Annotated in this window: 1 protein-coding gene; it reads right to left on the bottom strand. The window is 54.8% G+C overall.

Features of this window, described 5'->3' with window-relative positions:
• Window positions 1-147 precede the first annotated feature (147 nt).
• Window positions 148-18,495, bottom strand: coding sequence for an SdrD B-like domain-containing protein (locus CRO74_RS15990; RefSeq protein ID WP_097127015.1), 18,348 nt, complete (start codon window positions 18,493-18,495; stop codon window positions 148-150).
• Window positions 18,496-18,511: the final 16 nt, after the last annotated feature.

The raw sequence follows: 18,511 nt of genomic DNA on the forward strand, positions 1-18,511 counted from the left end.
TTGACCCAGCCTTCGCTTATTCACTGATTATCAAAAAACTCATTCCATAAAGGGGACAAAACCTCGTAAAGCCAACGGGCCGGATCCAAAAAAATACGGCCCGCAACAGGGTTGCGGGCCGTAGATCAATCAAATCCGTTAATCAGACTAGCGAGGGTCGCCGATGCGCTTAACCCGCTTGGTTTGTTTAACTACAAATGGTACACAGATCTTGACAGGACAGCAGTTTGTACTGGCAATGACCTCCAGTGGGCAGCACTGGTTGTTCGGACAGGCACCGGCTACGGTTTGCACCGTATACATGCCTGGCTCCGTAATCACCAGTTGAGCACCACTACCTACCAGCACACCGTTGCGATACCATTTCAAGTCCGTACGGCCACCAGGTGCCGTCGCCATGATCTGTTCACCGGCACACAGTTCCATCGGAATGGTTGTGCATACCCGCTTCGTATCACCTGGAATACTCGCTACGTTGTAGATCACACCACCGGTCATTACCCGGGCACTTAGCGTCAGTGTTGCACTGCTGCCAGGAGATACCTGAGGAATTGTCCAGCGACCACCGAAGTTGGTCGGAGCGAAGCTACCTGCCGACGTCGTAGCTGAACCTGCTACGTACTGTAGACCCGAATCCAGCGAATCCAGAACGACCACGTCGTTGGCTGCACCCGTACCGGTGTTCCGAATGATCACCTTGTAGGTAAGTACATCGTTGATCTGCGCTCTGGAGCGATCGACATATTTCTCCAGTACCAGTTTAGGCTGCGGCACATCCACACGGTAGATCGTAATCGAACCTTGTGACACACATCCCGAAGCCGCTGTGCAGCTAACCGAGTAGAGCGTGGTTGCCTGCGTAGGCTGTACCATGATCACAGACGATGTCTGACCACCTTCTGACCACTTGAGGCTGCCATTCGTGCAACCCGTAGCCGTTAGCGTTACCGCACTGGCTGCCGTTACCGTCAGGCTGGAAGCCGTTACCGTTACCGGCGATACAGGCAGAACCGTTACCGTGCCCACCGCCGAAGCTGTGCTGCCGGTCGAGGTTGTACACGTTGCCGTGTAGCTCGTTGTAGCTGTGAGTACCGGCGTTACTAACGTGCTGCCGGTTGCACCGGTATTCCAGCTTATCTCACCAACACAACCACTGGCGAACAACGTACCCGTGTTACCGGCGCAGATCGTAGTAGAAGTGACAACGATGTTAACCGGAGTCGACTGGGTCACGATCACTACCGAAGCCGTTGCCGAACAGCCTGGGGCTGAAGAGCAGGTTACGGAGTAGACGTTGGTCGCGTTCATTGGCGTGACAGTGATGTTGGCACTCGTCGCACCCGTTGACCAGGTCAGGTTACCTACACAACCCAGTGCAGAGAGCGTTACCGGTGTGCCCGCCGTTACCAGCGTGCTGCTAGCCTGTAGGCTAACCACAGGTTTCGGCGTCACGGTCACTGTACCGGTAGCCGATACGAAGCTGCCTGCCGTTGTTACGCAGATGGCCGTGTAGCTGGTGCTGGCCGTCAGAGCAGGGGTTACCAGGCTGGTGCCCGTTGCGCCCGTACTCCAAGTCACTGTACCCACACAACCACTGGCTGTCAGCGTAGCGCTGGTGCCCGAGCAAACCGTTGCTGATGTTACCACCAGACTTACTGGAGGTTGCGTCGTAACGATAGTCACCGAAGCCGTTGCTGAACAGCCTGGGGCTGAAGAGCAGGTTACGGAGTAGACGTTAGTCGCGTTCATCGGCATGACGGTGATGTTGGCGCTCGTCGCCCCTGTCGACCAGCTTAAGTTGCCTACGCAACCCAGCGCAGATAGCGTTACCGGTGTGCCCGCCGTTACCAGCGTGCTGCTGGCTTGTAGGCTAACCACAGGTTGTGACACGACGGTTACTGTACCGGTGGCCGACGCGAAGCTGCCTGCCGTTGTTGTACAGATAGCGGTGTACGTGGTGCTGGCCGTCAGAACTGGGGTTACCAGGCTGGTGCCGGTTGCACCCGTATTCCAACTTACCGTACCCACACAACCACTGGCTGTCAGCGTAGCGCTGGTGCCCGAGCAAATCGTTGCCGAAGTGACGACCAGATTTCCTGGAGTCTGCTGGGTCACGATCACTACAGAAGCCGTTGCGATACAGCCTGGAGCTGAAGAGCAGGTTACGGAGTAGACGTTGGTCGCGTTCATCGGCGTGACGGTGATATTCGCACTCGTCGCACCCGTTGACCAGGTCAGGTTACCCACACAACCCAGTGCAGATAGCGTTACCGGTGTGCCCGCCGTTACCAGCGTACTGCTGGCTTGCAGGCTCACCACAGGTTGTGACACGACGGTCACTGTACCGGTGGCCGATACGAAGCTGCCTGCCGTTGTTACGCAGATGGCCGTGTAGCTGGTGCTAGCGGTCAGAGCAGGGGTTACCAGGCTGGTGCCCGTTGCGCCCGTACTCCAGGTCACTGTACCCGTACAACCACTGGCTGTCAGCGTAGCGCTGTTGCCCGAGCAAACCGTTGCCGAGGTTACCACCAGATTGCCTGGCGTCTGCTGGGTCACGATCACTACCGAAGCTGTTGCGATACAGCCTGAAGCCGACGCACACGTTGCGGAGTAGACATTGGTCACGTTCATCGGCGTTACGGTGATGGTGGCACCCGTTGCACCCGTTGACCAGGTCAGGTTACCCACACAACCCAGCGCAGAGAGCGTTACCGGTGTGCCCGCCGTTACCAGCGTGTTGCTGGCTTGCAGGCTTACCACAGGCGGTGACGTTACGGTCACTGTACCGGTGGCCGACACAGAGCTGCCTCCTGTTGTTGCGCAGATGGCGGTGTATGTGGTGCTGGCCGTCAGGATTGGGGTTACCAGGCTGGTGCCCGTTGTACCCGTATTCCAGGTCACTGTACCCACACAACCACTGGCTGTCAGCGTAGCGCTGTTGCCTGAGCAAATCGTTGCCGACGTTACCACCAGACTTACCGAAGGCTGCGTTGTTACAATTACCGAAGCCGTTGCCGAGCAACTCGTTCCTACGGTACAGGTAGCACTGTAGGTGTTTGTGGCGTTGGCTGGCTGTACGATGATAGACATGGTGCTTGCACCCGTCGACCAGCGAATCGTTTCCGAACAACCTAAAGCGGTCAGTGTTACAGAACTTCCGGCGGTTACCAGCGTGCTGCTAACATTCAACGTCAGTACTGGCTGCTCCTTCACGATCAGCGTTACGGCTGCCCGTGTGGTGCTCTTACAACCTGTCGATGGATCGACCGCTTCCGCGTAGTAGGTTCCAGCTACCGTTGGCTGATAGCTCAGCCCGGTTGCCAGTAGCGTACCACCAGTCGGGGTTGCATACCAGTTGGCTGTCATACCCGGCAGAACCGTTACCGTCAGTGCGGGAATAGCCGCGCCCTGGCAGATCGTTTTGTTGCTGCCGCTAATTGGCGGAACCATCGTTGCGCAATTGAAGTACAAGCCTGCATCAATCGTCAGGTTATCCTTCAGGATACCACCAACGGCCGGATCAATAATGATCTCCTGCGTCAGACCTGTATTGAAGTCCGCATCGCTATCGATCTCATCGTTGGTGCCTGTGTTTGGTTTCAGGCTCAACGCGCAACCCGATGGGAAGGAGCTTGACACAAACTTGACAAGGTACGTGCCTTTCGATATGCCTCCGAAGAGGTAGTAACCGAGGGAGTCTGTCTTCGTCGTTGCCAGAGCAGTTCCAACCGGCTGACCAGCCGAAGCAGCAAACAGTTGAACTGTTACGTTGCCAACACCTTTTTCGCTCACATCCTGCAAGCCGTTGTTGTTGGCATCTTTCCAGACATAGTTTCCGATAGATCCCAACTGGCAGGAGCTAACCGTTACCGGAGCACCGGCGGCATCGAGAGCCGCACACAGTTTGCGGGTAGCAATCAGATTCAGTACATCAGCACCCGTGGTGGTACCCGGTACAATTACGGACAGATCCAGGTAATTCGGATTGGCCGCGTTGTCGGTGTAAACCAGCGTGTGAATCGTATACAGACCCGTTGCGTTCACAACAAACTTAGGCTGCGTACTCGTTGACCGGATCACCAGGTTCGAACCGGATGTCAGTACATACAGTACCTTGTAACCGGCAGGAACAGATGGGGCTGTGGTCATCGTTGCCGAGATCGTCAGTGAACCACCCGTGGTCAAACAACCAGGCGCATTGGCCAGCAAGGTACCGGCATCCGCCGTACAAGGCAGTAAACCAATGTCAACCGTCGTGATGTCCTTCCGGGTTGGGTCATTTGGATCAATGACTACATCATCCGTAAAGCCAGTCGTTGGGTCGACGTCGCTGTCTTTGCTATCGTCAGAACCAGTATTCTGTTTTGGCGAGATCGCACATTCAGCAGGCAGACTGCTTGCCACGACCTTCACCCGGTAGCTACCCTTCGACAAGTTGTTGAAGATGTATTTACCCGAAGCATCGGTCGTTGTCGAAGCAACCAGTGAAACGCTGCCTGTCGACGAAACCGTATACAGTTCAACTTTCACATCCTTCGCACCTGGCTCACCAGCATCCTGCAAGCCGTTGTTGTTCGCATCCTTCCAGACAAAGTCACCCAGTGAGCCGCTGTTGGTCGTATACAGACCCGCGTCGACCGTCAGGTTATCTTTCTTGGATGGTACATCCGGATCGATGCTGATCACTGGCGTAAAGCCGGTAGTCGGGTTGGCATCACTATCCTTCGTTGTATCCGTACCCGAACGCGGCTTGGTGCTGAGGGCACAGTTGGCCGGTAAGGTGCTGGTTACGAAGCGTACGACGTAATCTCCTTTTGGAAGCTTATCGAACAGGTACTTGCCGGCAGCATCCGTCGTGGTGGTTTTAATAGCCGAGCCGGAAGGCTGACCATTTACCGCAGCGTACAGTTCAACCTGTACATCTTTCACGCCCACTTCAGAAGCATCCTGAACACCGTTGTTGTTCGCATCTTTCCAGACGAAGTCACCAATCGAGCCTGTTGGTTTGTTTACCAGACCGGCGTCGACCGTGCGGTTATCCTGGAAGTTTCCTCCGAGGATCGGATCGATATTTACATCACCTGTGTACCCTGTAACTGGGTCCGCATCGCTGTCTTTGTTGTCGTCGCCCAATACATTCGCCTTGCTTGACAACAGGCAGTTGGCAGGAAGCGAGGTCGGAACAAAGCGTACACGATAGGTATTCTTGGCCAGGTTCGTGAACAGATACAGACCATTTACGTCCGTAATCGTTGAGGCTACCTTCGTCAGCGTACCCGTTGAGGCCACTGTATACAATTCGACGGTAACACCCTGCACACCTGTTTCAGCTACATCCTGGATGCCGTTATCATTGGTATCCTTCCAGACATAATCACCCAGTGTACCCAGTGGCACCTGCGGATTATACAAGCCAGCGTCAATCGTTGGGTTGTTCTGGAGAATGCCGCCTTTTACGGGGTCCAGCGTAATCACCTGCGAGAAACCGGTAGCCGGGTTGGCATCGCTATCCTTCGTATTGTCCGTGCCTACGTTCGGCTTGGTGCTGATGGCACAGTTAGCCGGGAACGAGCTGGCTACGAACTTCACGAGGTAGTCGCCTTTCGGTAGTTTATCGAACAGGTAGCGTCCGAGCGTATCGGTCGTTACTGTGCGGATGGCACTGCCCTGAGGCTGACCATTCACCGCAGCATACAACTCGATCAGTACATTCTTCACGCCAATCTCACCTGCATCCTGCAAGCCGTTGTTGTTGATATCTTTCCAGACTAAGTCGCCGATCGAACCCGTGGCCGTGTTGTACAGACCGGCGTCGATGGTGAGGTTGTCTTTCAAAATACCGCCCTGAATTGGGTCCAGCGTGATGACCTGCGAGAGACCCGAGGTCGGATCAGCATCGCTGTCTTTGCCCGTATCGGTACCTGACCGTGGCCGGGTGCTGATCGAACAGTTAGCCGGGAACGAGCTACCGATGAAGCGTACCAGATAATCACCTTTCGGTAATTTATCGAACAGGTACTTACCGTTCACGTCGGTCGAGGCCACCCGCAAGGCACTGCCCTGTGGTTGTCCACCAACGGCCGCGTAAAGTTCAACCTGTACGTTGGCTACACCCGCTTCAGTAGCATCCTGGATGCCGTTGTCGTTAGTGTCCTTCCAGACGTAGTCGCCAATCGAACCTGTGGCTGTGTTATACAGACCGGCGTCGATGGTTGGGTTGTCTTTCAGGATACCACCCTGTACGGGGTCCAGCGTGATGACTTGAGACAGACCCGAGGTTGGATCAGCATCGCTGTCTTTGCTGGTATCGGTACCCGACCGTGGCCGGGTGCTGATGGCACAGTTGGCCGGGAACGAGCTACCAATGAAGCGTACCAGATAGTCACCCTTGTTCAACTTGTCGAAGAGGTACTTACCGCTTGCGTCGGTTGAGACAACCTTGATGGCTGCACCCTGTGGCAGACCGTTCACGGCTGCATAGAGTTCAACCTGTACGTTAGCTACACCTACCTCGGTGGCATCCTGGATGCCGTTGTCGTTGGTGTCCTTCCAGACGTAGTCGCCAATCGAACCGATGGCTGTGTTATACAGACCGGCGTCGATGGTGAGGTTGTCCTTGAGAATACCACCCTGGATTGGGTCGAGCACGATCACCCGCGAGAGACCCGAGGTTGGATCGGCATCGCTGTCTTTGCTGGTATCGGTACCTGACCGTGGTCGGGTGCTGATCGCGCAGTTAGCCGGGAAGGTGGTGCTGATGAACTTCACCAGGTAGTCACCCTTAGGCAGTTTGTCGAAGAGGTACTTACCGTTGATGTCGGTGGTCGCGGTGCGGATGGCGCTGCCGGAAGGCTGGCCGTTCACCGAGGCATACAACTCAACGAGTACATCTTTCACACCCGCTTCGGTAGCATCCTGGATGCCGTTGTCGTTGGTGTCCTTCCAGACATAGTCACCAATCGAACCCGTGGCTGTGTTGTACAGACCGGCGTCGATGGTTGGGTTGTCTTTCAGGATACCGCCCTGCACTGGGTCCAGCGTGATGACTTGAGACAGACCCGAGGTCGGATCGGCATCGCTGTCTTTGCTGGTATCGGTACCTGACCGTGGCCGGGTGCTGATGGCACAGTTGGCCGGGAACGAGCTACCAATGAAACGTACCAGATAATCACCCTTGTTCAACTTGTCGAAGAGGTACTTACCGCTTGCGTCGGTTGAGACAACCTTGAGAGCCGCGCCCGAAGGCTGACCGTTCACGGCTGCGTAGAGTTCAACCTGTACGTTGGCTACACCTGCTTCACCGGCATCCTGGATACCGTTGTCGTTGGTGTCTTTCCAGACGTAGTCGCCAATCGAACCGATGGCTGTGTTATACAGACCCGCGTCGATGGTGAGGATGTCCTTCTTGGCCGGATCCAGCGGATCCAGGCTGATCACCCGCGAGAGACCCGTGGTCGGATCGGCGTCGCTGTCTTTGCTGGTATCGGTACCTGACCGTGGCCGGGTGCTGATCGCGCAGTTAGCCGGGAAGGTGGTGCTGATGAACTTCACCAGGTAGTCACCCTTAGGCAGTTTGTCGAAGAGGTACTTACCGTTGATGTCGGTGGTCGCGGTGCGGATGGCGCTGCCGGAAGGCTGGCCGTTCACCGAGGCATACAACTCAACGAGTACATCTTTCACACCCGCTTCGGTAGCATCCTGGATGCCGTTGTCGTTGGTGTCTTTCCAGACATAGTCGCCAATCGAACCCGTGGCTGTGTTGTACAGACCGGCGTCGATGGTTGGGTTGTTCTGGAGAATGCCGCCCTGCACTGGATCCAGCGTGATGACCTGCGAGAGACCCGTGATTGGATCAGCATCGCTGTCTTTGCTGGTATCGGTACCTGACCGTGGCCGGGTGCTGATGGCGCAGTTGGCCGGGAACGAGCTACCAATGAAGCGTACCAGATAGGTGCCCTTCGGTAGTTTGTCGAACAGGTACTTACCGTTCACGTCGGTTGACACGGTGCGGATGGCGCTGCCCTGAGGCTGACCATTCACCGCAGCGAACAACTCGACCTGTACGTTAGCTACACCTACCTCGGTAGCATCCTGGATGCCGTTGTCGTTGGTGTCCTTCCAGACGTAGTCGCCAATCGAACCTGTGGCTGTGTTGTACAGACCGGCGTCGATGGTGAGGATGTCCTTCTTGGCCGGATCCAGCGGATCCAGGTTGATCACCCGCGAGAGACCCGAGGTCGGATCGGCATCGCTGTCCTTGCTGGTATCGGTACCTGACCGTGGCCGGGTGCTGATGGCGCAGTTGGCGGGGAAACTGGTGCTCACAAACTTCACCAGATAGTCACCCTTGGGCAGTTTGTCGAAGAGGTACTTACCGTTGATGTCGGTGGTCACGGTGCGGATGGCGCTGCCCTGAGGCTGGCCGTTCACCGAGGCATACAACTCAACGAGGACATCTTTCACGCCCGCTTCAGTAGCATCCTGGATGCCGTTGTCGTTAGTGTCCTTCCAGACGTAGTCGCCAATCGAACCGATGGCTGTGTTGTACAGACCGGCGTCGATGGTTGGGTTGTCTTTCAGGATACCGCCCTGTACGGGGTCCAGCGTGATGACTTGAGACAGACCCGAGATTGGATCAGCATCGCTGTCTTTGCTGGTATCGGTACCTGACCGTGGCCGGGTGCTGATAGCGCAGTTGGCCGGGAACGAGCTACCAACGAAGCGTACTAAATACGTACCCTTGCTTAGTTGATCGAACAGATACTTACCGTTCACGTCGGTTGAAACAACCTTGAGAGCCGCGCCCGAAGGCTGACCGTTCACGGCTGCGTAGAGTTCAACCTGTACGTTGGCTACACCTACTTCGGTAGCATCCTGGATGCCGTTGTCGTTGGTGTCCTTCCAGACGTAGTCGCCAATCGAACCGATGGCTGTGTTGTACAGACCGGCGTCGATAGTTGGATTGTTCTGGAGCAGACCACCTTGCTCGGGATCCAGCGTCACGACCTGAGACAGGCCCGTGATTGGGTCGGCATCGCTGTCTTTCGCGTCGTCGGTACCCGCATTTGGCCGAGTGCTGATCGAACAGTTGGCTGGGAAGCTGGTGCTCACAAATTTCACCAGGTAATCCCCTTTCGGTAACAGATCAAACAGGTACTTACCGCTGATATCCGTCGACGCAATCCGCAATGCACTGCCCTGTGGCTGACCATTTACGGCTTTGTAGAGTTCAACCTGTACATCTTTTACACCGACTTCACCGGCATCCTGGATGCCATTGTCGTTGGTGTCTTTCCAGACGTAATCGCCGATAGACCCTAGTTTTGGCGTATACAGACCCGCATCAACGGTCAGGTTATCGCGCAACAGGCCCGGACCCTGGTAAGGATTGATCGGGATAATTGGGCTCAGACCCGAGATTGGATCGGCATCGCTGTCAATCGTATCATCGTTGCCGGTGTTTGGCTTGAGGCTAGGCTGGCAGTCCGATGGGAATGTGCTGGCCACAAACTTAACCTGGTAATCGCCCGTGTCGAGGTTCGGGAACAGGTACTTACCGTTCACATCCGTCGACATAGTCGCGAAGGCTGGTGCAACCAGTTGACCACGAACTACTTTGTAGAGTTCGACGACCACATTCTTCACGCCGACTTCGTTCAAGTCCTGTAGACCATTGTTATTGGCATCTTTCCAGACATAATCACCAATCGAACCTTTGGCATACACCAGAGCGGCATCAACGGTGAGGTTGTCTTTCAACAGACCCGTTTGGTAAGGGTCCAGACTAACCACCTGCGATACGCCCGTGATTGGGTTGGCATCCGAATCGAAATCATCGGCAACACCCGTCCAGTTATCTTTCTTCGAGATAACACAGCTATCGGGCAGGCTCGATGGTACGAACTGTACCAGATAATCGCCTTTGTTCAATTTCGTGAACAGGTACTTACCCGTCAGGTCAGTTGTGGTCGAGTCCAGTTTAGCGTTCGGTGCACCGCTGGCCGTTGCCGACCACAGAATCACTTTCACGTCTTTCACACCGGGCTCACCCGAATCCTGCCGTCCGTTGTCGTTTTTATCTTTCCAGACAAAATCACCCAGCGTACTGGTCGGGATGTAGAGCGCCATATCAATCGTTGGGTTGTTTTTCAACAAGCCGCCTTTGATTGGGTCCAGAGCTACCACTGGGCTAAGGCCCGAGGTGGGGTCAGCATCCGAGTTTAAGCTATCGAGTACACCTGCCTGTTTGTATTTTGGGCTGATCAGACAGCTGTCTGGCCAGGTTCCTTTCACAAACTTCACGATGTAGCTGTCCTTGAGCAGATCCGTGAACAGGTATTTACCCGCTGCACTGGTCGTTGTGGAGCTGACTTTCGTTGTGGGCGCACCACCAACGGCTTTCCACAGTTCGACGGTTACACCCGGTACACCCGGCTCACCCGAATCCTGCTTACCATTATCATTCTTGTCTTTCCAGACGAAGTCACCAATGCTACCGTAGCAAAGCTGCTTACGCAGGTCGGCCACCGTGAAGGGGAACTGCGTCAGACAGCCATTGGCGTCTTTCACTTCGGCCACATAGTCGCCACCCGCCAGCGCATTGAACGTAACGGGACCGGCAGCAAATGCCGTAGCCGTTGGCGATACCAGACGAATCTGGAAAGGAGCTTTACCACCACTCACCACTTTAATCGTAGCCGTACCGTTGTTGATGTCGCAATCATTGACCGCCGTTGTCTGGATGTCGATGATGGGCACCTCCGGTTTCAGCACCGTCACCATCGCTTTCGATACACAACCGTTGAAGCCAATGACCTCAATTTCGTAATCACCGGCAGCCAGGTTAGCGATAACCTCGTTGGTGATACTCGTTGGATACGGAGCGGTGTACGGTTTCGACAGAACGCCTTTCACGATATAGCCAATGATGGCCTGACCGTTACCACTGGCATTCAGGGTAATCGAACCGTTGTTGGTGCCGATACAGGCTACCAGACCGGTTTGGGTAACGGATAGCGTTGGACCATCCGCATTGTTGAGGATGATTTCTTTTGTTTCCGAACAACCGTTGCTGTAGCTAACCGTTACGTTGTAGATACCCGCTGGTAACATCGTTGCCTTCTCCGGAATAGCGGGTGTAAAGACACCGTTTGGTCCCGACCATACATAGGTTGGCGTACCACCCGGCGCTGTTTGACCCGCTAAGGGGCTCAGGCTGATGGCGATTTCGCCCAGTACCGACCCGTCGCAACTTGGTTTCTTCAGCGTCGAGCTGATCACCATTGGGAACGTAGCCGACCGGATGTCAACCAGTGTGGTCGTTACACAGCCTTTGCTATCCTTCACTTTCAGCACGTACGAAGCCGCCAGCAGGTTACCCAGCGTAATGGCGTTTGGTACGTTGATGATGCTGCCCGTAGCCAGCTCCACCGAACTGCCCACTTTGGTGAGCGTGTAAGTGAAGGGCTTGTTGCCCGTTACCGAGAAGCGAATAGCACCCGTAGAAGCGCCACAAGCCGATGCTGTGGTGCTGTTGATCACCACCGTTGGACCACCCGATTGACCGATGGCGACAGAAATTTTCTGTTTGCCGCCGTCAGATCCACCAATGGTACAGCTGTTCGCATCAACAACCGAGATGTAATACACACCCGCAACCAGCTTGTCGATGGTATTCACCGAATCAGCCGAGGTGACCTGCGAAACTACCTGACCCAGCGAGTTATACCAGGTATACTTGAACGGTGCTTTACCGCCCGTTACCCGGATCCGTGCTTTGCCCGTGTTCGTGCTGTCGCAGGACATATCGTATCCTTCCACATCTTTCGAGCAGAACTTATCGCAATCGAAACATACCGCAGGCTGCGTCAGGCTAACCGGGAAGTTAACGAAGCAATTCTGTGCATCGCGGATGGTTACGATATACTCTTTGTTCGCGTCCATGCCAAACAGACAGTTGGTCACATTCCGCGTAAACGGCGTTGGATCAATGACTGTTGGCGATACGCTCACCGTGTAGTTCTGGCCGGTACCACCGTTGATGGTCAGGCATACTTTGCCGTCTTTGGCATCACATACGACCAGGTTATTGCGGTCAACCAGCACTTCGAAATGCTCAGGGTCCGTTACCTGGAAGGTTTGATAACCAACGCACAGGTTACGATCCGTAATGGTGAGCAGATAGGTGCCTTTCGCCAGACCCGTAACCGTCAGGTTCGTGTTGTCGACAACGGTGCCGCTACGAACCAGGCCATCCTGCGAGTCAGTATTGCGCAGCGTATAGCTATACGGCCCAATGTTTGTCAGCGGGAAGCGGTTTTTGTCCGGTGTTCCGGGATCCACATTCTTATTGACAATGAAGGTTACACTGCCATTGTCGAGGTCAGGACAAGTTGGGTTCTTCACCGTCACCAGTTCGGGTTTGGGCCCTTCCGATGGGTTTAGAATCAGTATTGTACTGTCGGTACAAATGCCACCACCGGCCGTATTCGTGGAAACCTTCAGCTTGTAAACACCCGTCGCTAATCCGGTTGGATTGGTTGGGCTCGTTGGCGTGAAGGGTTTTCCATCGATGCCATACCAGGTATAGGTATACTGCGCACCGATTGGGCTGGTTACCTGGAAAGCACCCGTTTTTGGGTTCTCGCTGCCATTTGGATTGTAGGGGCAGGCGCCAGGCGTTGTGGTTACGGCAATGCTAAAGTTAGGTGCCAGAGCGCCTACCGTAAATCGTTTCACGGTTACGCAACCATTGGCATCCCGTACCGTCAGGACATAATCGCCCGCTTCGAGGAATTCCAGCGTAACCGGAATACCTGCCTGCGTGATGGTACCACCTGGGTAAGGGTTAGCCGATGCAACCGAGTAGCTGAACGGTGCTGCCCCAAAGATGGTAAACTGTACTTTACCCGTATTATCGCCACAAGGGGTCGGGGTGATCTGAGCGATCTCTACCCGTGGGCCACCGGCGTTATCCAGAACGATATCGCCTTCGGTGCTACACTTGTTGGCGTCCACCACTTTAACATGGTATTTGCCTTCGGGTAAGCCCCACTTATAATCGAGGGTATCGTTTACGGTGTTCTGGCTCAGTAACGCGCCAGCCGCATCGTAATAGAAGAACGTGTACGGAGCCGTACCACCCACCACTTCGGTGTGGATACCGCCGTCGGTCTTGCCGCAGGTTGCTTTATAGCCAACCAGTGCATTCAATCCCAGATTTTTAGGACGAAGAATGTTCAGGTCATACTCATAAGCGCAACCACCAATGCTGTTGTCGACCCGTACATGGTACGTGCCCGGTGCCAGATTGGTCAGGTTAGCGCCCTGTGGAGCAGCCGCCACCAGGGTAAAGCCATTCGGTCCGGTCCAGGTAAAGACCAGCGTGTTGGTTACATCCCGGTTGGTTACTTTCTCTAAAGCAGTTACCAGCGTGATTTTGCCATCCGTTCCATTACAAACCGATGTGTTGGTCGTATTCCAGACCACATCGTAGCCACGCTCAATGCGGATGTCTTTCCGACGTGTGTCGGTACAGCCACCATCATTGACCGTCAGCGATACCACATAGGTGTTGCCAAAGCCAGGGTATTTGTCCCACTGAATATCGTGGGGACCAGGACCTTCGGCAATGCCATCGTATGGGTTGCTGTCGTTCGAGTAGATTACTTTGGCACCCGCAAAATCCCAGGTATAAACGGCACCTGGTTTCGCGTTGCCATTGAACAGTACCTGCGCCTTGCTGCCCAGACAGACATAGCTGTCCATCGTAAATTCAACAATGGGGCGTGGGTTCTCGTAGCCGAAGAACTTCGTGCTGGCATAGCAGGTTTCGGCGCTGTTCAGCGTAACGGTGTATTCAACGATCTCGTTGGATGGCATCACATCGAACGATAACGTGGCTCCATTGACCACTATGTTCGTGATACCCACCATCGGCTCAATTTTATACTGAGCGATGTTGACCGGTGCTCCACTCACCAGCTCGCGCAGCGTTGTGCTGCGTTGCTGCTTAACGGCAATGTATTCGTTACAAACCGTAACATCGGCAATGGCATCCACTTTCAGTACGGGATTAACGATGATCGTTACCGTAGCCGTTGTTGGACACTGGATGTTATTGTCGCCCGTAACAATAGCCGTTGCGGTATAGGTGATCGTATTGCCGGTATAACCAGCGGGTACGGTCAGTGTTGGGTTGGCACAAACGGAACAGCTCAGGAACTTCGCCGTTGGATCGTCGGTCGATGTCCAGTAGATGGTAGCCGCTGCGGGCGTACCACCGCTCAGGTTAGCGGCCAGCGTAATTGTCTCCTGGCTCAGCGGACAAATGTTTGGCTGAGTAGGTACAATCGTCATTATTGGATTACGGGTTACTGTAACCTGTACCCAGTCGGTATTGATACAATTGGTCAACCCGTTCGGGCTCACCTGCGTTACCGTAGCCCAGAACTTATACACACCCGGAGCTAATGCTCTGGTGTTTACATTGTAGCCCGCCGTAGCCGCCAGGTTCGAACCTACATTCAGGTTCGCAGGGTCTTCGGTCCAGGCAACCGTGATCGTACCGTTGGTGGCACTGGTTTGCAGGTTGGTCGTGGCCGACAGCGGGGTCGTTGTCCGCTCGCAGATGGTAACATCTTCACCCGCATACACCCGAATGCTCGGGGTAACCGTTACCGTGGTGGTTGCCGAAGCAAAACAGCCATCGGTATCGGTCACTTTTACCGTGTACAGATTGACTTTGTTTTCCTGTAGCGAACCAGCCGGAGCCGCGATTGGGCTCTTGATGGTCAGGCTCGACAGGGCGGAACCGGTCCATTCATAAGAAGCTACTGCCTTATCTGAATCAACATTCAGTTGAACCGACGACCCATCGCAGATAATTTTCGGCGGGTTGATCGTCAGAACCGGTGCTTTCTTGATCGTGATCGTCACCTGAGCCGAAGCCGTACACTGTTGGTTGTTATCCGTCGTGACAATGGCGTTGGCCGTGTAGGTGATGGTCGCTTTGTTATAGCTTACGGGTACCGTCAGCACCGGATTGGCGCAATTGGTACAGCTTAAGTAAGCCAGCGTTGGATCATCGACCGACGACCAGAATACACTCGCCGGAGCCGGTGTGGCGTTGTCGAGCGTAGCCGCCAGCGTTACCGTCATCGTATTATCACTACAGATGTCGGTGCGGGTTGGCTTGATCGTCAGAACAGGTGCGGTAGTTACCGTAATCTGTACCTCATCGGTTTTAACGCAGTTGGTAATGCCGTTAGGGCTTACCTGGGTAGCGGTGGCGATGAACTTGTACACACCCGGAGCCAGTGCTTTGGTATTTACCGTGTAGCCGGTTGTTGCCGCCAGATTGTTCCCACTGCTGGGGTTCGTAGCAGCTTCACTCCAGGTAACGGTAACCGTACCATTGGTTGCACTATTCATCAGGTTCGTCGTAGCCGTTAAAGGCGTAGTCGAACGTTCGCAAATCGTTATATCGCTGCCCGCGAAAACCGTCAGGCTTGGCGTCACGGTAATACGGGTCGATGCTTCGGTGAAGCAGCCATCCGAATCCGTCACTTTTACTGTGTAGATATAGTCTTTGTTCTCTTGCAGCGAACCGGCGGGAGCCGCAATCGGATTGGCGATTACCAAACTCGACAGAGCCGAGCCCGTCCAGGCATAAGTAGCCGTAGGCTTGTTCGACGTTACGGTCAGTTGCACCGACGAACCATCGCAGATAATTCTCGGTGGGGTGATCGTCAACACCGGCGACTGCTTGACGGTGATGGTCACCGTTTGGGTCGATGTACATTCGATGTTGTTGTCGCCCGTTACCGTAGCTTTAGCCGTATACGTGATCGTTGCGTTGCCATAAGTTGGCGGAATCGTCAACGTTGGGTTGGTACAGGACGAGCAACTCAGGAACGCCAGCGTTGGATCATCCGTCGACGACCAGGAGAACGTAGCCGCTGCCGGAGTAGATGCATCAAGTGTAGCAGCCAGCGTCACGGTCTGTGTACTGTTGTTACAGATCTGGGTCGATGTTGGCCGGATCGTGAAGCTTGGTGTTTTGATCACCGTAATCTGTACTTCATCGGTCTTAACACAGTTGCTGATGCCGTTCGGGCTTACCTGCGTAGCGGTAGCAATGAATTTGTAGACACCCGGAGCCAGGGCTCTGGTGTTTACCGTGTAGCCGGTTGTTGCCGCCAGATTGTTCCCACTGCTGGGGTTCGTAGCAGCTTCACTCCAGGTAACGGTAACCGTACCATTGGTTGCACTATTCATCAGGTTCGTCGTAGCCGTTAAAGGCGTAGCCGAACTTTCGCAAATCGTTATATCGCTGCCCGCGAAAACCGTCAGACTTGGCGTTACGGTAATCTGGGTCGATGCTTCGGTCGAACAACCATCGGCATCGGTCACTTTCACCGTATAGACATAGTCTTTGTTTCCCTGAGCGGAACCCGCTGGAGAAGCAACCGGGCTCTTGATGGTCAGGCTCGATAGAGCTGAACCTGTCCACTCATAGGAGGCTACTGGCTTATTCGAATCGACATTCAGCTGCACCGACGAGCCATCGCAGATAATCTTCGGCGTGATGATGGTCAGAACAGGTGCCTGCTTGATCGTAATCGTTACCGTTTGCGTCGAGCTACATTCGATGTTGTTGTCGCCGGTTACGCTGGCCTTCACTGAGTAGGTCAACGTTGCCCCCGTATAGGTGGCAGGTACCTTCAGTGTTGGGTTGGCGCAGGACGAGCAGCTCAGGAACGCCAGGGTTGGATCGTCCGTCGATGTCCAGGTGAAGGTAGCAGCCGCCGGGGTTGCGGGGTCCAGTGTAGCCGCCAGGCTCAGGGTCTGTGTATTGTTGTTACAGATCTGACCAGCGGTTCCACCGGCAACGGGCGTTGTCCTGATGGTAAAGACGGGCGCTCTCAGAACAGTGATCTGAACAACATCCGTAATTACGCAGGGTGTAGCGCCATCGGGGCTCACCTGGGTAGCGGTGGCGATGAACTTGTAGACACCCGGAGCCAGGGCTCTGGTCGAAACCGAGTTGCCGGTTGTTGCCGCCAGGTTGTTCCCACTGCTGGGGTTACCTGCGTCTTCACTCCAGGTTATCGAGACCGTACCGTTGGCCCCACCGCTTGTCAGGTTCGCGGTAGCCGCCAGTGTAGCGGTTGTGTTCTGGCAGATCGTTTGATCTTTGCCAGCGTCGACCCGCAGACTCGGTGTTACCGTAATCTGAGCGACCGCCGTAGCCGAGCAACCACTGGTACTGGTAACCAGCACGACGTAGTTGTACAGCTTATTCTCCTGTAGCGAACCGGCTGGTGTCGCGATCGGGTTGGCGATGTTCAGGTTACTAAGTGGTCCGCCACTCCAGGTATACGTAGAAACCGGAAGACTGGATGTTACATTGAGTTGTACCGATGTACCATCGCAAATCGTTTTGGGCGGAGTAACCGTAAGCACCGGTAATGGGTTAACCGTTACGGTAGCCGTAACGGGAGGGACCACGCAAACGGGGTCAGCGCAGGTAGCGACGTAGGACGTGGTCGCGGTTGGGCTTACTGAGAGTGTAACCCCAGTGGCACCGGTATTCCAGCTAACCACCCCGTTGCAACCCGTTGCCAGTAGCTGAGCTGTTTCGCCCACGCAGATGGTTGCGTTGGTTACAGCAAAGTTTGGTTTGGGTTGAACCGTTACCAACTGGTAGGCTTGCCCTTTACAGGTAGCGTCGAGCGGGTTGGTGCAGGTGACGGTGTACAGTGTCGTTACGGCAGGCGTAACGGTGATGGAAGTCCCCGTTTCGTTGATGCTGGTGCTCCAAGTGATGAATCCGGGTGTACAACCCGATACACTAAGGTTACTACTGCTGCCTGCGCAAATGATTGCCGGTGATACGGTAATGGTTGGCGTTGGTGGAGTACAGTTACCCTGGATAAAGTCAATCGGGCAGCATTCCGTGGCGGCACATCCGGCGGCATCTTTTGCCGTCCAGGTGTAGGTACCGACCGAGTTGACGATGTATGCGGCCGATACCGCCCCACCAATAGGCGCCCCATTCTTAAACCACTGGTAGTTAGTTAGTCCAGGCGAGGCAGTTACCGTATAGGTTTCGCCCGTGAGCAGCGTGTAGGTAATTGGGGACGTACAAAGTGTACCCTGTCCGTTCGCGGTATACAGTCCACTCGCCAGCAGCACCGTCAGGATACCCATCACCAACCGTTTTGCGTTGTTGACAGGGGTATTGATAAATCCTTGACCGAAAAGCTGTGTTCGTGGTTTATCCGAACCTGAGGGGCCTCTTGTTTCCTGCGAGTTTTCACCCCATTTCTGTCGCACCGGCCAGTAGCCTCGCTTTGGAAATGAAGGAGCCTCCGCATGAGTTTTCAGCGGTTGCAGCGTCGGCAAACTGGGCTCGACGCGATAGAGAGCCGCCAAAAACCACCTGAGGTAGTTGATTACTGGCGGCCAGCAGGTTTGTAGGAGTTGCTTCATAATGGTTGATCTAAAA

This window comes from Spirosoma fluviale (assembly GCF_900230225.1).
Lineage (GTDB): Bacteria > Bacteroidota > Bacteroidia > Cytophagales > Spirosomataceae > Spirosoma > Spirosoma fluviale.